This is a genomic window from Halotia branconii CENA392, assembly GCF_029953635.1.
GTDB classification, from domain to species: Bacteria; Cyanobacteriota; Cyanobacteriia; order Cyanobacteriales; family Nostocaceae; genus Halotia; species Halotia branconii.
Genome location: NZ_CP124543.1, coordinates 1,368,957 through 1,389,658 on the forward strand (window position 1 = coordinate 1,368,957; position 20,702 = coordinate 1,389,658).

Below are 20,702 nucleotides of genomic sequence, written 5' to 3' on the forward strand. Positions count from 1 at the left end.
TTCTCCATAAGAAAACCGCTATATTCACAACTTTGGACTTTTGCAAGAAGTTTAGTATCTGTCATTAATAATTTGTGTTGTCATTACTCATCACGGATGGTCATCAACAGAGATAACATAAGTATTCAAAGGTATATTTGAAATCCAAGATGGTGTGAGGAGTCGGGTAATGAAACATCTTAAGTATTTAGTCTCACTTCTAGGAACTGGCGCTGTTTTGAGTATGGTTGTAAATACTCAACCAGCACAAGCTCAAGTAGCTTATGGCAGCTATGTTGGTATCGGGCCAACCATTGGTATTACTGACGGTATCCAATTAGGAGGAGTTATAGCCGCCCGCTATAAACTTTTAGAAGCACCGATTTCTTTTCGTGCCCAAGCATTAATAGGTAACAATACAGCAGTTGTGCCGACGGTTTCTTACGATGTGCCGATCAACTGGCAAACCGATGCCTATTTGGGAGCCGGACTAGTTTTAGCTGGTGGTGGTGGATCTTCTCCTGTAGGAGATAAAATTAGTTTTGCTTTGCAACCAGGAATTGATTACGTCGTTCCTAATAGTAATACCGTTCTTTTTGGCAACGCCATCATTGCTTTTGATGCCTATCGTGATAGTGGTGGTACGGCTGTTTCTGTGCAAGGTGGTGTGGGTTTAAGATTTTAATTATTTCATGGCGATCGCTATGAAGTAAGTACACAAATTAATGCTCAACTTCAATTTTTCTGGAAAAAATGTCCTAATTACAGGTGCTTCGCGGGGGATAGGCAAGGCCGTAGCCACTGCTTTTGCCCAAGCAGGTGCGCGTGTGGCGCTTCATTACCATCAGCAAACAAAAGCTGCTGAACGAGTTCACCAATCTTTGGTAGGTGAGGGTCACATTTTGGTGCAAGCTGATTTAGCAAATCCTGTTGCTGTCGAGCAAATGGTCAATCAAGCGATCGCACAATTGGGACATATTGATGTTTTAGTTAACAATGCTGGTATCTATCAGGAACATCCACTGAAGGAAATCAGCTATGAAGATTGGCAAGCTACTTGGCAACAAACAATTAGTGTTAATTTGCTAGGTGCAGTCAATGTCTCTTATTGTGTTGCCCAACAGATGATTGAACGCCACAATGGCCGCATTATTAATGTCACTTCTCGTGGTGCATTTAAAGGGGAGCCTAGAGCTACAGCTTATGCAGCCAGTAAAGCAGGACTGAATGCTTTTAGCCAGTCTCTCGCTTTACATCTAGCTCCTCATAATATTTTTGTAACTGCTGTAGCTCCTGGTTGGGTAGCAACTGATATGTCTCAAGCGATACTAGAAAGTCCCGCAGGTGAAGCAATTCGCCAGCAAAGTCCTTTAAATCGTGTAGCAAATCCCCAAGAAGTTGCCCACACTATTCTCTTCCTGGCTTCTGAAGGTGCTGAAATGCTCACAGGCGCTATTTTGGATGTGAATGGAGCTAGTTATTTACGGTCATAGACATCACTAACACCCGATTTTTAATACTTGACTAGCTGGAGTTAGTTCAAAAACAACTGACAACTGACTATTGACAACTGACCCGCGTAGCGTAAATAAAATGGAAGTTGGTATTCGCAAGACAGCACAAATCATTGAGCAAGTTCTTCAAGCAGAGTCAGTGCTAGGACTGAAAAACGAAGCCTGTCGCTCACAATTCTTCATTCATCCCCACTCCACTTCCAAAGTTTTTCTATTTTTGCATGGTTTCACAGCAGGCCCTTACCAGTTTAAGCCACTCGGCGAAGCTTTTTTTCAAGCAGGATACAATGTTTTGATTCCCTTACAACCTGGTCATGGACGCTCAGGTAACTGGAATCGCCAAAATCCTCCGCCACTACCAACAGACATTCAAATTTATCAACAATTTGTATTAGAGTGGTTGCAAATTGCCAAAACCTTAGGTCAAAAAATCGTAGTCGGGGGATTATCCACCGGTGGAAATTTAGCTGCTTGGTTAGCTTTAGAGCATCCCCAAGAAATTGACCGCGCCTTATTATTCACGCCTTTTTTAGGTAGTCGTTATTTATTATTTGATTGGCTAATCAAAATCTTACCAATTTACTTTGAATGGTTTAACAAAGACGCACCCGGCAATTTTGGCTATAAAGGTTTTCGGATGAAGGCGTTACGAATATTTCTACAATTAGGAGAAAAGCTGGCAAAACAGGCCAGAAGCAGTGTTTGTGTCCCGGTATTAATGGTATGTAGTGAAGCTGATAAAGCCGTTAATCGCTCTAAACAACAGGATTTTTTTACAAAGGTACTCAAGCAGCAACCAAAATCTTGGTATTACTGCTTTGATGATTCGCTTCACATTGAACACCGAATGATGACAAAATTAGAAGACAATGATTATGAGGAATTAGTTATTATCCTTGCTAAAGCTTTTGTTGAGAGTGATTTAACTTGGACACAGTTTCAGCAAATGGCAAAACGCATAACTCAAGGAGAAGCTTATGAATATATCAAGCAAGAGCTAAATCTTGATGGTCTAGCTTCTCAATATTTATCTGCAATGATGACTCAACGTTTTGGTTGCGATCATCTCGAATGTATCAATCCATCGGAGGAAAAACTCATTTGAGAGACTTTTCTTGGTCTTTCTGGTTCACATTGCCACTTTACCCTTATAGCAAGCGGCGGACTATCCGCAAAGAAGTATTTAAAGACACAATTTGGACTTTTGACCAACTTCAGGGCATATTCTACGTTGTTGTGCCTATTCGGATGACCGTAGTTAAGTTAGATACAGGAGGTCTGCTGGTCTATGCTCCGGTAGCGCCAACTCTAGAGTGTATCAGGCTACTCAATGAGATCGTAGTAAAACATGGCGATGTCAAATATATTATTTTGCCAACTGTTTCTGGGCTAGAACATAAGGTTTTTGTTGGTCCCTTTGCTAGGCGCTTTCCCCAAGCACAAGTGTTTGTAGCTCCCAAACAGTGGAGTTTTCCCTTAAACCTACCCCTAAGTTGGTTGGGTTTACCTCAAAAACGTACCCAGGTACTTTCTGAAGATAGCAGCAAATGCCCCTTTGCTGATGAATTTGACTATGCAATTCTTGGCCCTATAGAATTGGGACCTGGGCGGTTTGCAGAAGTAGCATTCTTCCACAAGCGATCGCATACACTTTTAGTTACAGACTCAATAATTTCCATACCAGAAGATCCGCCTGCGATCGTTCAATTAGATCCATATCCCTTGCTATTTCATGCCAAGGATCAAGCCTCTGATATTGTGGCTGATAATCAAGCTAACCGTCGCAAAGGATGGCAGCGCATCTCGTTATTTGCATTGTACTTTCGCCCCAGTATGTTAGAAATCACTGAATGGGGTCAAGTCTTTCGCAATGCTATTCAAGCACCAGAACGCTCTAAGAAAGCTTATTTTGGATTATTTCCCTTTAAATGGCAGCCTGACTGGGAGCGATCTTTTGATGCACTACGGGGAAAAGGTCGTTTTTTTGTAGCACCAATTTTACAGACACTCATTCTCAACCGCGCACCCCAAGAAACGATTAATTGGGCTAATCAAGTAGCAAGTTGGGACTTTCATTCGATTATTCCCTGTCATTTTGATTCACCGATTCCAGCAGAACCATATCAATTTTGCCAAGCATTTTCTTTTTTAGAAAAGCATAGCAGTAGCAGTTTTCCCTTGCCAGAGGAGGACTTTCAACTACTTAAAGCTATTGATACAGGCTTAAATAAAATTGGAATTGTACCGCCAGCAAAAGAGAAAGTGTAGTTTAGATATTCAAAATACGGCGTTGCTGAATTACAATATGAAATTCAAGTTGTACTAAGTAAGTACTCTCGTATTTGTTCCGATGCTATAGTAAAAGCTATTTTTTCTGCATCTGTCTTTGCTCCCCAGAATATCGCTTGCTTTCCCTTCACTCCCTCTACAGGACGGTTAAACTTTATAGGATTAACCAGATGGTAAATGTAATTTCCTGGAGAACCAACACAACTAGTAATTTTTACTGCACCTACTATTGCACCGCGCTTGACTGTTGTCGGGTCGATGCCATAATCAGCAAAATAATCATCACTTTGTTTTGACTGAGAAGCATGTATTAGCACCCATCCTCTACGATGCGTTGGTTGTGATCGATATTCCGCTTCTTTCATACCTATACAGATGGCATAAGCGAATGGAGCATGGATACTAATAGCTTTTAGCTTTGGTGGATAGTTTATTTCGATGTTCATCAAATTGTAAAAATCATCAAAAGTAACTCGCTATCAATATAAGCGCGTTTTTAATGATATTTACCAGATAAAATATACACCCTAGCCTCTAACCCCTAGTTCCTAGCCCCTTTTCACTAAAGGAACCAGCCATAAGAATGTAAACCTTTACCCAAAAGATTTACACCCAAATAGCAAGTCCAAACAACAACAAAGCCACCAGCTGCTAAAATCGCAGGACTACGACCTTGCCAACCACGAGTAATCCGAGAATGCAGATAGGCTGCGAAAACTAACCAAGTGATTAATGCCCAAGTTTCTTTAGGGTCCCAACTCCAGTAGGAACCCCAAGCTTCATTAGCCCAAACACCACCAGCAATAATGCCAATTGTCAATAGGGGAAATCCTAACCCAATGACGCGATAGCTGATGTTGTCCAGGGTTTCAGCTAGGCTCAAGCGCTGGGGTGAAAGAGGTTCAGAATTTTGGATCAGAGATTGTTGATTGGAAATTGGAGTTGTAACTACTGCTCCCAATACAGCGGTATTACTATTACCGTTGCCATTGTTATGACGCTCACTACGAGCAAAGCCATTGTTTTCTACAGGAGGGGTTGGGGGCAAAGAAACTAGCTCCCCTGCTTTGTGTAAGCGATAACCATTGCTACGATAGCCACCAGCACCAATAGAACTGCCTTGTAATTGAATGTTTTGACCGCGAGTCACAATCAAAAATGCGATCGCTAACAATGAACCCACCATTAAAGCAGCATAACTTAACATCATGACGCTGACGTGCATCATCAGCCAATTTGACTTCAACGCGGGTACTAACGGTTCTGCTACTTGCATTTCTGATGGCAATGTCAAGGTAGCAAAAGCAGTAATCCCCATAGCCACAGGAGCTGTCACAACTCCTACCAAGCGGCTACGACTGGTATTTTCGGCAATCAGATGAATGGCGGTAATTCCCCAAGTTAAGAAAAACAGCGATTCATACAAATTGCTGAGAGGAAAATAGCCAGCTTCTATCCATCTTGCCCCTAATAAAGTCGCTATGCACAAATTCGCGATCGCCATCCCGGCTGTCCCTAACGCAGCAGTTGCTGGTAAATTCGGAAAAGCCGCTCCTACCCAATACACCAACATAGTCAGGAATAAAACAGCAAAGGAAGCATTGTCCAGCCAGTTCTGGAGTCCTACCAGATTCATAAAGCATTCTCCCCAGTAGATTCTTTAAAATATTGATTTTTGACTATTTTGATCCTATCGGCTTAAAGGCTAAAGGATTAAAAAGAGTTAGGAGTTATGAATTATATAGCAAAGAGCATTAATTATAGGTTATACCGTTTCATTTTAAAGTCGATACATTTGGGCAAGCAGGGGAAGTAGTCGAAGTGCTGCCTTTTCTTCCCCATGCCCCCTGGTTACTGAGCGCAGTCGAAGTATGCCCCCTGCCCCTACCTTTTATGGAGATGGCGTAACAGCAGGTTTAGGGACAGGTGAGTTGTTGACTTTTTTGAGTGCTAAAAAGATGTCGTAGCGGGTACTGCGATTATTACTAACAGCAGCAGTTACCCCAATTGAACGTGTTGCAGCTAGTAAAGTACGTTGATTGGAAATCAGACTTGGTAGAGGGAAATTTTTCACAGTGCGTTCTACATCCATGAAAAATTGACCATTTGTAGGATCGGGTTCTGTTGGCACTGTTTGCTGAAAAGGAACAGTATCAGCTAGGGTATTGTTGGGTTTAGGAACAATTTTATCTGTAACGGGAGCGCCAATTACCAAAAAAGCAACATCTTTATCTAACCAGCCGTGAGTGGCGGTTAAAGTCCCAAAAGGTGAAACCCAGTTAACAACAGGTTGCCCTCCTACTGTTGTCGGTTGAATCTGGAACTGATATTGACTTTTCATCACATCATCCAGTTGTTTTAAGGATGCTTCAGCTGATTGGCGATCGCTGGCCTGTACCATGAATACTAAACCTGCCCGAAAATCCTCTGGAGTATCGTCTTGTGGTTTATTGGGAATTAATGATACAGAAAACTCACCTTTCATCCAACTGAGCAAATCCCGATCTAAATCAAGATTAGTCAAAGATTTAACACCAGATCGTAACTGTTCTGGTGTGACAGGCGAAAGAGGATTTCCTTGGGATGTTAAAACGTAGTCTCCCCATAACCGCTTTAAGTTGCCGCCAGACAACATCATTAAGGTTTCAGCCGGTACGCGGCTTTGCATTTTCCCAGCTTTGTTTTCTACCGCTAACACGCGCTGACTATTAGGGTTAAGCCACGAAACACCCTTTAAACGTATACCTTCAGCTTCTAAGGTCATTGTCCCTGCTAAACCTTGATTGTTTTGCAGCTGGGCTAAAACCTGTGCTGGTAAAGGACGATTGGGAGAAGTAGTGGCTATTTTGGCAGCTGTTGGCACATTGACGTAAAACTGGGCAAAAGGTTGGTCACTAGAAATTTTAGGAAAGTTTTCGGTAAATCCTGCTGTATTTGCTAGCGAGGCTTTATTTTTATAAGCATCTATTGCTCTTTCTGTGGCTTTGAGACTATCAGTAATGACTAGGAAACGCTCATCTATTAATGTCGCAGAAAGGTTTTCTCCGGCTTGTCCATTGGTTTGTTTGATAGCAAACCCCTGATATGTGCGGTTAACCCATTGCCCTTGTTGAGGATTTTTCGCCTTTTCCCAAATGCTTTTGGCTGTTTGGGGATTTTTTACAGGCAATACAATAACCATCGACTGCTGAGGGCTAATGTCTCCATCAGTAGCCACTGGTTTCAGGGGAGGTTTATTTCCTTTGGGAGCCAAGATTGCTAGGGTGATTTCATCACCTACCCAAGGTTGAACATCTTTCTCGAAGTTGTAACCATTTTGAGTCAGAAAGCGATCGCGTAACTGTAATATATTTTTATTGAGTGCGGCTTGGGTTTCTTTTGTCCCAAACTCATGCATCTGCTGCCATTGTTGAGGATCTGTAGTGAGAGAAACCGCAAACAGCGCATCTTGAGGAATAATATTTGCACCAATGGGCAAATCTCTAGAAAATTGTTGTCCCTGGTTAAAAAATCGGTACGCTATACTCCCCCCAGCAATTAATAACCCAGTAGCCGAGAGCGTCAGCACCAGAGATGGTTTCTTTTTTTTCTTCATCGGAGCAGACACAATAGGCAGTGCCATTGAAACCTCTACCTCATACTTGCGAAGTCATTATTTGCTTGATTAGTCGAACAAATCAACAGTCTTCCCTTGATTTAGGGCAGTCAATTACTTAATTTTTCTACCCTCAATCCTTATGATACTTAAGTAATAAAACTTTCCTAGGATTTCTAATGTTCATTCAAAAGCAGTGTGTTGATGACTAGTTAACCTTTTTAACATGCTTTATTGAATTTTGCAGGATGTTTTCTAGCATGGCTGTGTCTAACAGTAATTTCCTACTTCGCAAATGGAAAAATTATTCACACTATTATCAGAATCAAAAACAACTGACAACTGACCCACGCAGCGTAAATAAAACTACGACAAGTTTTAAGCTCTCTCCCTAATTTTAAATTATTGTTTGGAGATGATCTTATGTTTTACCATTGGTAGAATTAACCTGCATATTTCCCAAATATTTAGTTAAATAAGGCGAAAAAACCTCATAAATCAGAGTTAATGGTTGTCCGTGATGCCAAAATAAATAGTGACGACCCCAGAATGGCCCAGTCTCATTAAAGCCTGACTGGAGCGCAGTTGAGCAACCATAATAAATTCCTCGTACATCCCGATATAACTCTGTACGCAGACGAGCTAAACTTGCCCAAATAGGTAATGAACGATTTTGTAAATATTCATCTACGTGACTAGCTTCCCACCAAGAAGTGGCATAGGCCAAGCGTTGACCTGAGGCAGTACGTAACCATACTTGTCTTCGTAGTCGTGGACTTGGTACGGCTTGAATTAAATCTGGCGCATCATCTAAGTCTGTGCCAATTAAAGACATATCAATGACATCTACTTCTGTGGGTTCACCTGTAAGTAATTCTAAGTGCCTAGTTGGTGAGCCATCCCCTAAAAGCAGCATTTGCCAAGTTGGAGCCAACTGGGTATGAGGCAAACCTTGTTGAATAACTTCCTCCCCACCTTGCCAAATCGGAGTGAGGCGATGCCATGCTGCTGGCAGTGTTGAGTTGTTTGATGGAGTAAAAGTTGCAGTCAATGTTATTTACAAAAGTTCACCTATCTCTATAAAAGCATAAAAAACCAGTACTAAGTTTATAACCATAGTTAAAAGTCAATAGTTTCAAGTTTTTCACCATTGGTCGTTGACTATTACTCTTAATTATGAACATTAAAAAATGCGGATGGCGAGACTCGAACTCGCAAGGCAAAGCCACACGCCCCTCAAACGTGCGCGTATACCAATTCCGCCACATCCGCATGAATCGTCTAAAAAAAGATTGTAGCACAACAAAATCAATATATTAAAGAAAGCCCGAATTTACCAAAAATTTCAGTTGAAGCATTGATAAATTTCCTAAAGGTAGAGAAGCAGACAGACAGCCACAAATGTAGTAGCTCTACAAGTGATCTTAAAAGAGGTATAACTACAGTGGAATTTACTTGCAAGCTGGGGGCAGAAAAGCTGTCACTACTACTATGGCAACGCTATTTTAGCTACAAATCATTTCGGGCGATCGCCTAAAGCTGAGTTCAGAAAACTAACGAAGAATAGCAACTGTAATGTTGTTAATCTAATCAAATCCTACAGAGGGCATCTCAATTCAGCTGAGGATGAGGTTGGAAAATCTCCTATTATAATTTGAGATCAAGCGAAAGCATTGTTGTCAGTGGGATAGGAGACAATGTCAATCTACTGGTACTAATATCGAATATCGAAGCTAAAAAATGAAGTTTGACAAAATATTAATTGCCAACCGAGGCGAAATCGCCCTTCGCATTCTCCGCGCTTGTGAAGAAATGGGAATCGCCACGGTTGCGGTTCACTCTACTGTTGACCGTAATGCGCTCCATGTCCAACTTGCCGATGAAGCAGTTTGCATTGGCGAAGCTGCCAGCAGTAAAAGTTATTTGAATATTCCTAATATTATTGCTGCCGCTTTGACCCGCAATGCTAGCGCCATTCATCCCGGTTATGGTTTTTTGGCAGAAAATGCCCGATTTGCGGAAATCTGTGCCGACCATCACATAGCCTTTATTGGCCCAACTCCTGAAGCTATAAGACTGATGGGGGATAAATCCACCGCCAAAGAAACCATGCAAAAAGCTGGTGTGCCAACAGTACCAGGTAGTGAGGGATTAGTAGAGTCTGAGCAAGAAGGATTGGCATTTGCCAAAGATATTGGTTATCCCGTCATGATTAAAGCCACAGCAGGCGGTGGGGGACGGGGTATGCGTTTGGTGCATTCTGAAAACGAATTTGTCAAACTTTTCTTAGCTGCTCAAGGAGAAGCAGGAGCTGCATTTGGTAATTCTGGCGTTTATATAGAAAAATTTATTGAACGTCCGCGCCACATTGAATTTCAAATTTTGGCTGATAACTACGGCAATGTGATTCATTTGGGCGAAAGGGACTGCTCAATTCAACGTCGTAATCAAAAGTTATTAGAAGAAGCCCCTAGCCCTGCACTTGACCTAGATCTGCGTGAAAAAATGGGGTACGCTGCTGTGAAAGCTGCCCAATTCATCAACTTTACAGGAGCAGGTACTATCGAGTTTCTTTTGGATAGAAACGGCAAGTTTTACTTCATGGAAATGAATACCCGCATTCAAGTTGAGCATCCTGTAACAGAAATGATTACCGGAGTAGACTTGGTTGCTGAGCAAATCAGGGTTGCCCAAGGGGAAAGACTGAAGCTAACTCAAGATCAAGTAATTTTGCGTGGTCATGCTATAGAATGCCGCATTAATGCTGAAGACCCTGACCATGACTTTCGCCCTGCACCTGGACGTATCAGCGGTTATCTACCTCCTGGTGGCCCTGGCGTGCGAATCGATTCTCACGTATACACCGACTACCAAATTCCTCCTTATTACGATTCCCTCATCGGCAAATTAATCGTATGGGGGCCGGATCGTGCTACTGCTATTAACCGCATGAAACGCGCCTTAAGAGAGTGTGCAATAACTGGTTTGCCCACAACAATTGGGTTTCATCAAAAAATTATGGAAAATCCCCAGTTTTTAGAAGGTCATGTTTACACCAGTTTCATTCAGGAGATGAAACTGTAGAAATTGGGGAAATAGAAAAAGGGTAAAGTATAAAAGGCTGAGAAATATCTTAATTCTCAGCTTAATGCCTTTCCTTTACCTGATCTCGACCTCAGTTTTGTTGAAATTATGGAGATGCTATATAGTCTTAAAAAACGCGTTCTGACTAAGAGCCTACGGTGTACACACAAGTCATTCGATCCCCCTAAATCCCCCTTAAAAAGGGGGACTTTGACTGTTTTGATTCTTGTTCCCCCCTTTTTTAAGGGGGGCTAAGGGGGATCAAGCCACATTTTGCACTCAGTACAAAGATGTGTGTATACCGTAGGGCTAAGAGCGATCGCAAATCCCACTAAATACATTTAATCAAGGGGACTACGAACAGCCTTACTGCCCCAACAACCGTTGACCCAAACCGTTAACCGTCTTAAGCTTCTGCCCCTATTTGATCACTTCGACTTGAAAAAATGTCGAGTTAAGCGGCAAGCTCAATTTATCGTGATAAACTGCTTCAAGATCATTTGTTCTTGTGTGGCAATGGCGAATCTGCCTCATTTCATTCAATATCAAGGTAGCAAACGAAATTTAGCACAGTACATCCTCCAGTTCTTTCCCAAAAATATCAACAGGTTGATAGAGCCTTTTGCTGGAACTGCTGCAATTAGTGTTGCTACGTCTGGAAATCAGATTTCCCGCAGTTTTTGGCTAAACGATCTGAATAAACCCTTAATCGAGCTACTAGAACTGGCGATAGAGAACCCAGATGAGATAGCAGATTTATATTCAGAACTATGGAATGAACAACACACTGATTCCGTAGCTCATTATTTTGAAGTTAGATCAAAATTTAATAAGACTAATGATCCAAAATTATTTCTTTACTTGCTAGCTAGATGTGTCAAAGGTTCAGTCCGTTACAACTCTGAAGGTTTATTTAACCAAAGCCCGGATAAAAGGCGGAAAGGAACACGACCTGAGAAAATGAGAAAAAATATAGCAGGTGTATCTAGTCTCCTAAAGGGCAAATGTAAGTTTACAAGTTTAGATTATCGAGAAGTATTAGATCAAATTCAGGATACTGATTTCATCTATATGGATCCCCCATATCAGGGGGTATGTGGAAATAGAGATTCGAGATATTTATCTGGAATAGACTTCGATGATTTTGTATTAGCTCTTGAACAGCTAAATCGAAAAGAAGCCGCATTTGCTATCAGTTACGACGGGAAGTTAGGTGATAGGGCTTTCGGCAAGGTTCTTCCTCTAAGCTTAAGTCTTGAAAGAATCGAAATTGAAGTTGGAAGATCATCACAGTCTACACTGCTCGGCAAAGAAGAGACTACAGTTGAATCATTGTACTTATCGCCAAGTTTGTCCAGAAGCTTAGTGAATACTCAAATTAATGATTTTACTTGTATCGGTAAGAAACCAAAGCAACTAAACCTCCTGGAAAAACATGGAGAATTCGCAGCAGCTACCAGATGACTTCTTGGGACTCTGCCGCTCAATAACAGCAAAGAGACCGAGAGCGGTTATTAATCACATTTTGCAACATGGATTTATTACAACTGAGGAGTTGAAAGAAACTTACGGTTATAATCATCCTCCAAGAGCAGCTAGAGACGTTAGAGAAAATGGTATCCCGTTAGAGACTTTTCGTGTTACTGGGAGTGATGGCAGAAAAATAGCTGCATATCGGTTTGGAGACATTAGCAAGGCAAGATTTACTCGTCTTTCTGGTAGAACAGGTCTATCTAAGCAGATTAAAAAGATGCTGATTAGCAGATACGGATGTAAGTGTTTTATTTATCTTGAAGAGGTAGATGAACGCGAACTACAAATTGATCACCGTGTCCCTTTTGAAGTTGATGGTGAGCCAGATCTAGATCCAGAAAACTTCATGCTGCTTTGTGGTTCTGCTAACCGGGCTAAATCCTGGTCATGTGAACATTGTGAAAACTGGAACAACACCAAAGATAAATCGATTTGCTTATCGTGCTACTGGGCATACCCAGAAAACTATGAGCATATTGCAATGCGGCAAGTTAGAAGAATAGACCTTCTTTGGGAAGGTAGCGATATTGAGATTTATGAAAGGCTCAAGCAAAGAGCCATCAGCACAGAAAAGGAACTGCCAGAGTTTGTCAAGGAAATTATTGAGCGTGAGATAAATCATAATGGCGACGGCTAACACTGTGTTGGTGCGATCGCTGTTCCTCCTGCTCGCCATTTATGTTGATGATTGGGCGATCGCATTAAGGACGTTCTGAAAAATTATTTAATCCATAGCCAATTTTTAACTGACACGAGACATCATGGTAATTAACCCTTGCTGACCTAGGAGAATTTCTCGTAGCAAACTGAAGATGCCAACCCAAATAATCGGGGTGATGTCAACTCCACCTATGGGTTGTACTAGTTTTCTGAGGGGGATTAAAAATGGTTCAGTTGGCCAAGCAATAAGATTAAAAGGTAAGCGATTTAGGTCTACTTGCGGATACCAAGTCAGAATGATCCGGAAAATAAACAAAAATGTCATTAACCCCAACACAGGGCCAAGAATCCAAACAATTAGGTTAACAGCAGTCATAGAATTGATCTGAAGCTACTATTTGTGAACAGAGAAAAAACTAAAGGCAAAAGCTGACAGTTTTTAAGCTTTGTAAAGCATTATCTATCTAAATTTTAACCAAATGTTGCTAGTTATGAGCGCGGATATAAAAGCAACTGCCATCAAAACTGCCTTTAAATTGTGACAAGGTGTTGGCTAGAGCTGCTACATCGTAACTATAGACTTCTCAAGGAAGTAATAGACTATTAGAATTAGGATGAAGTGTGTAAAAAAAGGTTGAGAAGTATGACGCCTTCTTTAGCAAATTTTCTTTGGAGTCTGGCTTGGGGTGCTGCGATCGTCGTTATCCCTGCTACAGTTGGTTTAATTTTCATTAGTCAGAAAGATAAAATCCAGCGCTCATAATGTTGGGTTAAAGAGTCAGTTCGACTCTCATAACTCATTGTCTGTCAGCTATCTACCAATCCTCCCACCGAGGACGAGGTATACTTAACTGACAGACATAGACTTTTTTAGTTTTGGGTGAACAACTTCTGAAGCTCTCTTTACCAGATGCTTTGAAGCTTCAATATATTGTGACTAATTAGAGTAGTGATTTTAATTGTGGCTCGCTAACATAGATTTGATATTGGGAAAAGAGCAATGGTAAATTTTGGGCTGAACTCAGCCAGTGTTCTGGCTCAGGTCAATTTTGGGACGAACTCAGCCAGTATTCTGGGGATTTTCCTAGCTGTGGCTGGGGCAGCACTGTATTTTCTTCGCACTGTGCGTCCTGAGTTGTCACGAGATCAAGATATCTTTTTTGCAGCAGTGGGCTTACTCTGCGGTTTCATTCTGATTTTCCAAGGTTGGCGCTTAGATCCGATTTTACAATTTGGTCAACTGCTTTTAGTTGGGACAACTGTATTTTTCGCAGTGGAAAGTATTCGGCTGCGAGGTATTGCTACGCAACAGGCTAAGCGTAATACACCGATTGTAGACGAAGACCGACCTGTAAGCGATCGCTATAGCTACACAGACCGCAGAAGATATCAAGCGGAGATGGAAGCAGATTTAGACCCATTACCTTATGAAGAAGAAGAACGTCCTGTGCGTCCTCGGATTCGAGGCACTAGGGATGAACGTTCTTCTCGTGATGATTATTACGAGGATCAATCTCCCCGTCGTTCTGAACGCCGTAACATTAGGGAAAAACCAGAAGTAGCAGACAGAAAGCGTCGGTCTAGTTCTGGGCGTTCAGTAAGCCGTACTCCGGAAAAATATGAAGAAGAAGATTGGGGTTCTCCTTCTAAAGAAACCGATGATTGGGAAAATTTAGGTGGAGAAGTGAGAAAACCTTCTCGCCGTACTAATACTAACAATAACCCCGTGCGTCCAGAAAGCCGCGATCAAGATGTTGTTCCTCCCAGACAAAAAAGACGGCGACCTCCTGCTGACTCAACTCCTCGAAGAGTGCGCGAAGATGATGAGGCAATAACAACTGACTACGTACCATACAATCCAATTGAAAAGTTAGATGAGGAACCGGATAACTCCACAAATTTTGATGATGTTTAAATCACCTCGGATGGATGTAAGCTTAGAGGCGACAAAAAATAGTTAATAGTTGAGGTGAAAAAATTTACACCTAAATTTTGGCTCCAAAGACCAATTCGCTGGAGCCTAGTTTTTAGCTTGACAAGTTTGCTGATATCTTGTAACTCCAATGATATCCCTATTGGGCCGACTTCCCTTAATAGTCGCTACACTGAGGAACAACCAGGATTGAGTGGAAATGGGCGCTTTTTAGCGTTTATTTCTAATCGCAATGGTAGTCATCAACTTTTGGTGTATGACTTGAGCCAGCAGCGCTTTGTTCGCACACCAGGCTTAAATCGACCAGAAACAATTGCTGAAAGTCCTAGCTTGAGCTATACCGGACGTTATATTGCTTATATTACTAGCGACCAAGGTAGACCCGTGGTAGCGCTTTATGATCGTGCTACGCAACAGTCGCAAATCCTCACCCCAACATATCGCGGCTGGGTCAGAAATCCTGGTATTAGTCCAGATGGACGCTATATTGTATTTGAAACCGCCAGCCGGGGTCAGTGGGATATTGAAGTATTAGATCGAGGCCCCAATCTGGAGTTAGATATACCCAATGGCGCTACTGTGGATACACCCCCGACATCACCATAGTGGCAGGGGGCAGGGGAGCAGAAGAAGCAAGGGAGCAGGGAGCAGGGAGACAAGGAGAAAGAAAGATTATGAACAAATTCAAGACATTCTTCATTCCCCTCTGCACCCCGCACCCCGAAGTTGCTCCACTTGGTGAGGCAGCCCGGTCTTGTTGTTCCAACAAAGAGGGACTGCCGAACCCGGAGGGGGAGACCCCAAGACCCACAAGGGGTGCGGCAGTCACTCATGGGGGAAACCCCCAAGACCGCGCTGCCTTACCGCACTTCTCTTCTGCCCCTCTGCCTCTTTCTCATGCCCCATGCCCAATACCCAATCGCATTATTCTTATACCTATATTTACTTGCTTAGGGTTATTAAGTGGATGTTTTGGCTATCCCCGCTTAGTAAGTTATCCTTTTGATCCGGGGGGACGCAGTATTAATAGTCTTGCGTCGGAATTAAATCCCCAAATTTCTGGAAGATACATTGTTTTTACTAGTGACAGGCGGGGTAGCCAAGATGTTTATATGTTTGATACATTGAGCCGCAGCTTAGTTGAGTTACCCGGTTTAAACTCTTTAGATACAATCGCCTCTCATCCTAGTGTTTCAGAAAATGGGCGTTATACTGTGTTTGCCGCTAGTCGCCAAGGGCGATCAGCTATTTTTATTTATGACCGCGAAACGCGCCAATCAAGGAGTTTAACGGCTAATTTGCAAGCAGAAGTTCGCAACCCTACTATTAGCGCTGATGGTAGTAGGATTGCTTTTGAGTCTAGTAACAATGGACACTGGAATATTTTAGTTTATAACCGTTCTGGACAGCCCTTGAATATATCTCAAGATCCCCGTTGAAGAGGAGCAGGGGAAGCAGGGGGAGCAGGGGAGGCAGCACTTCGACTACGCTCAGTACAAGTGCCCCATGCCCTATGCCCTATTCTCATTTTCTCTTTGCACAGATTCAATGAGCGATCGCACTTGTGAGGTTCCTTGAGAAGATTCAAAGGATAAGGGAAATTTGCCTCGACTTAACATTCGTAAACCTAAAGGTGCAAGAGTAAGCAATCCTTTGAGGTCTTTAAAATAGTTACCGACCACTTGTAACCCAAATTTTCGTTCGTCAATCCAACCACCTTCTTTAACTAAATCTACCAACACTTTCCGGTGACGAATTGAGCGACTGTCGTTGGCTTGTTTTTGTGCGAGAATTTCTTGCTTAATTTTAGTAATTTGCTCTAATGGTGCTACATCCATTGGGCAAACTGAATCGCAATAAAGACAGCGGGTACAGCCCCAAACGCCTTTAGTGCCATCATTATAGCTTGCTAAGCGATTTTCTGTATCACTATCGCGAGAATCTGCAACCATGCGGTAGGCTTTGGCTAAGGCGTGGGGGCCAACAAAGCTGGGATCAACTTCACGGGCATTGCACTCTGAGTAGCAAGCGCCACACATAATACAGTTACCAGTTTGATCTAAGCGCGATCGCTCTTGTGGTGTTTGCAAAAATTCTCGTTCTGGAATTTGTCGGGCGGCTGTACTTACATAAGGTGCGATCGCTTCTAGATTATTCCAGAAACTGCTCATATCCACGACTAAATCTTTAATCACGGGCATATTACCTAAAGGAGCCACCGTGATTTCTGGAATACTATTTGCTTTACCTTCTGGTGAACAAACTTTTTGTAATCTAGCAAGTTCATCACCAACATTTTCCTTACAAGCTAGAGCCGAACGTCCATTGATTCGCATAGAACAGCTACCACAAATTGTATTGCGGCAATTTTTGCGAAAGGCTAATGTTCCGTCTTGCTCCCACTTAATTTGATTGAGACAGTCCAGAATTGTATTGCTAGATTCCGCCGCTACAAGGTAAGTTTGCACAACAGGAGAGGAGTTTTCTTGTTGTCGAATGATCTTAAAAATAACTTCCATTATTACCAATTAAAGTCTTAAAATTATTTCACTAGCCTCAGAAATCATGAGTTAAGGCGGGTAGTTGCTAAAAGTGAGCTACACTTACACTCTTATTATTGCCCTTAATTCCAACCCATGTGTTAATAGGCTGATAATTCAAGAGCGACTGATTCTCATTCAAGGATAACCATAAAAATTTTAGTTGTATTAGCTCCATAAGCAAGATTTTTGCTTAACTTTCACTCTGATCACCAACAAGGTAATCGCAGCTTCATATTTAATTCGCCTGTTGGTAAGTACAAAAGCAGAGTATTGTCTAGAAAGCAAATTATATTCATCCTCTGTATCGCGAAAATATCCAAACTTAAGTAGTTTAGCTTCTTAATATATCTTGATGCCAACATTACTCCTAGCTATTTGTCAGCAAAATTCCACGAATAGTTACGAGAAAGAGAATTTTTGGGTTATACAAAAGTATTAAAGCAGATCATAGGCATCTAGAAGTAGTAATGAAGTACTTGTTAGATTGGCTAAGATTTATTCTTCCCATAGACAGACGTATAGAATACCCGACCGCTTTTTGTATTGTCCCAATAAACTGGCACAGAAAATCGTCACTATATTTTGTCTGGTCTCAAGCAAGTCAATCTTTGGATGTAACACATTTGTCAAAACTGACTCGTCTAAATTTAGATTAATTTTTATAAAAGACCTATGGCGATACTCACTAAGATAATAAAGTGGGAGAAAAATCCTCACTGCTTTTTGCTTATGGTCGCTCAAAAATTTAGATAAAACTTTACTAGCCATTTAAATTAAAAATTAAACAACTATTTTGCTATTATTAGTCCATGCTAGTATTTAATATAAAATTACGAAATCAAAAAATCAGAATCAATAGCCGTATAAGCGCGGCTACTACTGGTTTATTATTTCGTAATGTAGAGACATGAAATTTCTTGACTCTACAGGTAGGACAAAAGGGTGTATGTCCGTAAGACCATATTCAAATACAATGTTGTCCTCAGCTTAAGAGCGAGAGTGGTAAAAACCTTACAACTCAAAGGCAATAAGGGCAAGCACTGAAGGTGGAGAGCCTGTATTTTATTGGGTCTACAACTTATTTGTAGTAGAACTAAACGGCAATAAATCGGGAGGAGAATTCACCCTGCTGTCTTGAAAAATAGCTTAGGGGAAGCGACATCTTTGATGTGGCTTCGTTAATACAATGCTTTTTCTGCTTTTTGCCTCCCCAATGTGTAAAGGTGTCTTAAAATTACACCGCTACAGTAACGCCAAAAGAGAAAATAATTTTATTTCCGATGGCGAATAATGGTTAAAAGTGCCGTAAAATCACCGAAATTAATATCTGTGACACCACGAGTTCTAATCTATTATGGTTCCCCATAATAGAGGCACTTGAATTTCCTATAAGCAGGAATTCATACCTCACCCTAGAGTCACCAGTAGCTCTATAGCAGATGCTAAAAATTCAAATACTGGCATTGAGACGATATTATTTATCAGTTTGGAGAGAGTAAGGAAAAATTGAGCGTAATGACTGAAACTGCAACCGCGCCATTAACTGGAAAAGCACTGCTGGCTAAAGTAAAAGAACTTTCCACTTTGCCACGCCGAGAAAGAGCCAAGCAATGCGGCTATTACACAGTTACTAAGAATAATCAGGTTCGTGTTAATCTCACCGATTTTTATGATGCTTTGCTATCGGCTAGAGGGATTCCTCTTAGTCCAGAAGCCCCTAAAGATGGCCGTGGTCGTGAACCGACATATCGAGTGAGCGTTCATCAAAATGGTCAGATTGTGATTGGTGCTACTTACACTAAAGCAATGGGCTTAAAGTCGGGAGATGAATTTGAAATTAGGCTTGGTTACAAACATATTCACCTGATTCAACTTGGTGATACTGATAAAAAAGCAGCTCTAGAAGATATAGACTCTGATGAATCAGAGGAAGATCTAGAAGACGAAGAGTAAATATGCTAGTGGTAGGGATAAGTTGAAGATGAATGCTTCATAACTTGTTTCTACCCCTACAGCAATAAATAGCTATATTTAGAGAATTTTTTGACACTACAGAATACGATTAGACACCTTGCAAAAGTCACAAACTTTAGTAGAGTCTTGATTAGTAAACAGGAAATTTATTGAGCAAGAAGTCTATCGTGTTTTTTTTATTGGTTGAGAAAATTTTTTTAGGGACGGCTATCAATAGTCTGAGAGAATTTATGGAAAATGCGTCAGTACTAGTTGTAGTGATGGCATTTTTCATGAGTTGGATCGCATGTTGGTTGCCAGTAGTAGCAGTAGGGGCGATCGCACTTCATTGGCAACCTGATAAACCTTTACAGCCAGAGCATAAGTTACCCTTATTAGTCTCGCTCTACTTATTAGCTCCTTTAGCTCTTTGGGGAGTTATTTGGTTGAGTGATAGGTCTTTTTTAAATTATGGCTTAGTAGTAAATATTTCCTTACTCAGTTCTTTAGTACTAGGTTTTGGGTTGGGGGTGCTAAGTCTAGCTATAATGTTTAGCTGTCAATTTTGGCTGGGTTGGTGCAATTTTGAAAAATCGAATATCAAGTTAGTACCATCTATCTTGCCAAGCATTTTATTGATAGCATTATTTGTTGGAGGTATAGAAGAGTTAGTTTTTCGCGGATTTCTGTTAACCGAGTTAGAGAAGAATTACTCAATTTGGCTAGCAGCTGCAACTTCCAGCTTAATTTTTGCCGTTCTACATTTAGTTTGGGAGCAACGTGAAACCCTACCCCAACTCCCTGGATTGTGGCTAATGGGCATGATGTTGGTGCTGGCAAGGGTAGCAGATGGTGGCAGGTTAGGCATAGCTTGGGGACTGCACGCCGCGTTAATATGGACAATCGCTACTGTAGACACAGCACAACTAATTACTTATACAGATAACACCTCTGAATGGTTCACTGGTAAAAATAAAAAACCCCTAGCCGGGGTAGCAGGGATTACATGTGTATTGGTAACTACTTTAATTATTTGGTTGATCTCCAAGTATTTTTAATTGCGATCACGTCACTTTCTTAACGCGATCACATTTTCATAGATGTTTCAAGCAACTGAATTTAACGTGAGTCTTCAACAAAGGCGCACGTTAATTTATAAGGTTTCCCATTCATCTCTGGTGATATTAGCTTGACGTAATATTCTATTTAGTAAGCTTGTACTGATGTCTCCCTGATGCGGATTGGGAATTGTCAGCTTTAATTCACCTTTTAGCATGTACTGATGTTTACCACCTGCATAAAGCCCATCAAAATCTATATCTTCTAAGTAACGAATCAGATCCCGCCGATTAATTGAGCCAAAGGGTGGCATTATGCGACCTTTTGGTTAAAATTTAAGTCAATATCATCCAGTATAGGTAAGGTGTGACCCATACGCAGTCCCAGTATTAACCATCCTTCCAGAGTGTCTTGCAAATCTTCTCGACAAGCTTCTAGCGTGATAGCATTTGCCCACACTCCTTGGCATTCTGGAATCTTACCATAGAAAGTTCCATCCTCAAGCAACTCGTAAGTTGCTTTGTGCATAGCTGTATGAATATAATTTGTTAACATTTATA

At 41.4% G+C, this 20,702-nt stretch carries 21 protein-coding genes and 1 tRNA gene; 13 read left to right on the forward strand and 9 right to left on the reverse strand.

Translation table 11 applies throughout. The annotated features are described in order from the left end of the window. Positions 1-169: 169 nt before the first annotated feature. The 4 genes from QI031_RS06190 (at position 170) to QI031_RS06205 (ending at position 3,761) form a co-directional block, all read left to right on the forward strand. The gene (locus QI031_RS06190; RefSeq protein WP_281484324.1) at positions 170-664 is read left to right on the forward strand and encodes a hypothetical protein; all 495 of its coding nucleotides are present in this window, start codon (positions 170-172) and stop codon (positions 662-664) included. A gap of 40 nt (positions 665-704) precedes the next feature. Then, positions 705-1,472, forward strand: a complete 768-nt coding sequence (locus tag QI031_RS06195) for an SDR family NAD(P)-dependent oxidoreductase (RefSeq protein ID WP_281484325.1) — start codon at positions 705-707, stop codon at positions 1,470-1,472. A 100-nt stretch (positions 1,473-1,572) separates the two neighbouring features. Continuing rightward, positions 1,573-2,598, forward strand: coding sequence for an alpha/beta hydrolase (locus QI031_RS06200; RefSeq protein WP_281484326.1), 1,026 nt, complete (start codon positions 1,573-1,575; stop codon positions 2,596-2,598). Beyond that, a complete protein-coding gene (locus QI031_RS06205) occupies positions 2,565-3,761 on the forward strand; it encodes a DUF4336 domain-containing protein (protein ID WP_281484327.1) in 1,197 nt (398 codons plus the stop codon). The genes QI031_RS06200 and QI031_RS06205 overlap by 34 nt, the downstream gene beginning before the upstream one ends. A 44-nt stretch (positions 3,762-3,805) precedes the next feature. On the opposite strand, the gene QI031_RS06210 is transcribed toward QI031_RS06205, so the two are convergent. From QI031_RS06210 to QI031_RS06230, 5 genes are all read right to left on the reverse strand, one after another. Beyond that, complete coding sequence (locus tag QI031_RS06210; RefSeq protein ID WP_281484328.1) at positions 3,806-4,228, reverse strand: ASCH domain-containing protein; 423 nt, start codon at positions 4,226-4,228, stop codon at positions 3,806-3,808. Between the two features lie 116 nt (positions 4,229-4,344). Beyond that, positions 4,345-5,418 carry a c-type cytochrome biogenesis protein CcsB gene (gene ccsB / locus QI031_RS06215; protein WP_281484329.1) on the reverse strand — a complete coding sequence of 358 codons (1,074 nt, stop codon included), beginning with the start codon at positions 5,416-5,418 and terminating at the stop codon, positions 4,345-4,347. Between the two features lie 255 nt (positions 5,419-5,673). Then, entirely contained in the window at positions 5,674-7,404 is a 1,731-nt protein-coding gene (locus QI031_RS06220) for a DUF3352 domain-containing protein (protein WP_281484330.1), read from the reverse strand. A 394-nt stretch (positions 7,405-7,798) separates the two neighbouring features. Next, positions 7,799-8,428: a chorismate lyase gene (locus QI031_RS06225; protein WP_281484331.1), complete on the reverse strand. Its 630-nt coding sequence runs from the start codon at positions 8,426-8,428 to the stop codon at positions 7,799-7,801. 140 nt (positions 8,429-8,568) lie between these two features. Then, a tRNA-Leu gene (locus QI031_RS06230) sits at positions 8,569-8,649 on the reverse strand. Between the two features lie 468 nt (positions 8,650-9,117). Here QI031_RS06230 and accC point away from each other — a divergent pair. From accC to QI031_RS06245, 3 genes are all read left to right on the forward strand, one after another. Beyond that, on the forward strand, positions 9,118-10,461 hold the full coding sequence (gene accC / locus QI031_RS06235; protein WP_281484332.1) for an acetyl-CoA carboxylase biotin carboxylase subunit: 1,344 nt from the start codon (positions 9,118-9,120) through the stop codon (positions 10,459-10,461). Between the two features lie 516 nt (positions 10,462-10,977). Further along, positions 10,978-11,925: a DNA adenine methylase gene (locus QI031_RS06240; RefSeq protein WP_281484333.1), complete on the forward strand. Its 948-nt coding sequence runs from the start codon at positions 10,978-10,980 to the stop codon at positions 11,923-11,925. Further along, complete coding sequence (locus tag QI031_RS06245; RefSeq protein WP_281484334.1) at positions 11,897-12,631, forward strand: HNH endonuclease; 735 nt, start codon at positions 11,897-11,899, stop codon at positions 12,629-12,631. The genes QI031_RS06240 and QI031_RS06245 overlap by 29 nt, the downstream gene beginning before the upstream one ends. A 105-nt stretch (positions 12,632-12,736) precedes the next feature. Here QI031_RS06245 and QI031_RS06250 read toward each other — a convergent pair whose 3' ends face one another. After that, the gene (locus tag QI031_RS06250) at positions 12,737-13,030 is read right to left on the reverse strand and encodes a YggT family protein (RefSeq protein WP_281484335.1); all 294 of its coding nucleotides are present in this window, start codon (positions 13,028-13,030) and stop codon (positions 12,737-12,739) included. 267 nt (positions 13,031-13,297) lie between these two features. Here QI031_RS06250 and psbX point away from each other — a divergent pair, with 267 nt between their 5' ends. The 4 genes from psbX (at position 13,298) to QI031_RS06270 (ending at position 16,026) form a co-directional block, all read left to right on the forward strand. Continuing rightward, complete coding sequence (gene psbX, locus QI031_RS06255; RefSeq protein WP_214437294.1) at positions 13,298-13,417, forward strand: photosystem II reaction center X protein; 120 nt, start codon at positions 13,298-13,300, stop codon at positions 13,415-13,417. Positions 13,418-13,654: 237 nt separating this feature from the next. Further along, positions 13,655-14,569 (forward strand): Ycf66 family protein, encoded by a 915-nt coding sequence (locus tag QI031_RS06260; protein ID WP_281484336.1) that lies wholly within the window; start codon positions 13,655-13,657, stop codon positions 14,567-14,569. A 54-nt stretch (positions 14,570-14,623) separates the two neighbouring features. Further along, positions 14,624-15,193, forward strand: a complete 570-nt coding sequence (locus QI031_RS06265) for a hypothetical protein (protein WP_281484337.1) — start codon at positions 14,624-14,626, stop codon at positions 15,191-15,193. 305 nt (positions 15,194-15,498) lie between these two features. Next, positions 15,499-16,026 (forward strand): TolB family protein, encoded by a 528-nt coding sequence (locus tag QI031_RS06270; RefSeq protein WP_281485942.1) that lies wholly within the window; start codon positions 15,499-15,501, stop codon positions 16,024-16,026. A 72-nt stretch (positions 16,027-16,098) separates the two neighbouring features. Here the strand turns inward: QI031_RS06270 and QI031_RS06275 are convergent, their stop codons facing one another. Next, positions 16,099-17,106, reverse strand: coding sequence for a succinate dehydrogenase/fumarate reductase iron-sulfur subunit (locus tag QI031_RS06275; protein ID WP_281484338.1), 1,008 nt, complete (start codon positions 17,104-17,106; stop codon positions 16,099-16,101). A 1,539-nt stretch (positions 17,107-18,645) separates the two neighbouring features. Between QI031_RS06275 and QI031_RS06280 the strand changes: the two genes are divergently transcribed. Beyond that, the gene (locus QI031_RS06280) at positions 18,646-19,083 is read left to right on the forward strand and encodes an AbrB family transcriptional regulator (protein WP_281484339.1); all 438 of its coding nucleotides are present in this window, start codon (positions 18,646-18,648) and stop codon (positions 19,081-19,083) included. A 251-nt stretch (positions 19,084-19,334) separates the two neighbouring features. Then, entirely contained in the window at positions 19,335-20,141 is an 807-nt protein-coding gene (locus QI031_RS06285; protein WP_281484340.1) for a CPBP family intramembrane glutamic endopeptidase, read from the forward strand. Between the two features lie 95 nt (positions 20,142-20,236). On the opposite strand, the gene QI031_RS06290 is transcribed toward QI031_RS06285, so the two are convergent. Together QI031_RS06290 and QI031_RS06295 are read right to left on the reverse strand one after the other, a co-directional pair. Further along, on the reverse strand, positions 20,237-20,455 hold the full coding sequence (locus QI031_RS06290; protein WP_281484341.1) for a type II toxin-antitoxin system HicA family toxin: 219 nt from the start codon (positions 20,453-20,455) through the stop codon (positions 20,237-20,239). Next, positions 20,455-20,697: a type II toxin-antitoxin system HicB family antitoxin gene (locus QI031_RS06295; protein ID WP_281484342.1), complete on the reverse strand. Its 243-nt coding sequence runs from the start codon at positions 20,695-20,697 to the stop codon at positions 20,455-20,457. The genes QI031_RS06290 and QI031_RS06295 overlap by 1 nt, the downstream gene beginning before the upstream one ends. Between the last annotated feature and the right edge of the window lie 5 nt (positions 20,698-20,702).

Bases quoted from the DNA above. Each gene is read 5' to 3' on its own strand.
- QI031_RS06205 (WP_281484327.1), top strand. From the start codon at position 2,565: ATGTATCAATCCATCGGAGGAAAAACTCATTTGAGAGACTTTTCTTGG.
- QI031_RS06220 (WP_281484330.1), bottom strand. From the start codon at position 7,404: ATGGCACTGCCTATTGTGTCTGCTCCGATGAAGAAAAAAAAGAAACCA.
- psbX (WP_214437294.1), top strand. From the start codon at position 13,298: ATGACGCCTTCTTTAGCAAATTTTCTTTGGAGTCTGGCTTGGGGTGCT.
- QI031_RS06245 (WP_281484334.1), top strand. From the start codon at position 11,897: ATGGAGAATTCGCAGCAGCTACCAGATGACTTCTTGGGACTCTGCCGC.
- QI031_RS06290 (WP_281484341.1), bottom strand. From the start codon at position 20,455: ATGCCACCCTTTGGCTCAATTAATCGGCGGGATCTGATTCGTTACTTA.
- QI031_RS06240 (WP_281484333.1), top strand. From the start codon at position 10,978: ATGGCGAATCTGCCTCATTTCATTCAATATCAAGGTAGCAAACGAAAT.
- QI031_RS06285 (WP_281484340.1), top strand. From the start codon at position 19,335: ATGGAAAATGCGTCAGTACTAGTTGTAGTGATGGCATTTTTCATGAGT.
- QI031_RS06210 (WP_281484328.1), bottom strand. From the start codon at position 4,228: ATGAACATCGAAATAAACTATCCACCAAAGCTAAAAGCTATTAGTATC.
- QI031_RS06260 (WP_281484336.1), top strand. From the start codon at position 13,655: ATGGTAAATTTTGGGCTGAACTCAGCCAGTGTTCTGGCTCAGGTCAAT.
- accC (WP_281484332.1), top strand. From the start codon at position 9,118: ATGAAGTTTGACAAAATATTAATTGCCAACCGAGGCGAAATCGCCCTT.
- QI031_RS06295 (WP_281484342.1), bottom strand. From the start codon at position 20,697: ATGTTAACAAATTATATTCATACAGCTATGCACAAAGCAACTTACGAG.
- QI031_RS06190 (WP_281484324.1), top strand. From the start codon at position 170: ATGAAACATCTTAAGTATTTAGTCTCACTTCTAGGAACTGGCGCTGTT.
- ccsB (WP_281484329.1), bottom strand. From the start codon at position 5,418: ATGAATCTGGTAGGACTCCAGAACTGGCTGGACAATGCTTCCTTTGCT.
- QI031_RS06200 (WP_281484326.1), top strand. From the start codon at position 1,573: ATGGAAGTTGGTATTCGCAAGACAGCACAAATCATTGAGCAAGTTCTT.
- QI031_RS06250 (WP_281484335.1), bottom strand. From the start codon at position 13,030: ATGACTGCTGTTAACCTAATTGTTTGGATTCTTGGCCCTGTGTTGGGG.
- QI031_RS06275 (WP_281484338.1), bottom strand. From the start codon at position 17,106: ATGGAAGTTATTTTTAAGATCATTCGACAACAAGAAAACTCCTCTCCT.
- QI031_RS06195 (WP_281484325.1), top strand. From the start codon at position 705: ATGCTCAACTTCAATTTTTCTGGAAAAAATGTCCTAATTACAGGTGCT.
- QI031_RS06280 (WP_281484339.1), top strand. From the start codon at position 18,646: ATGACTGAAACTGCAACCGCGCCATTAACTGGAAAAGCACTGCTGGCT.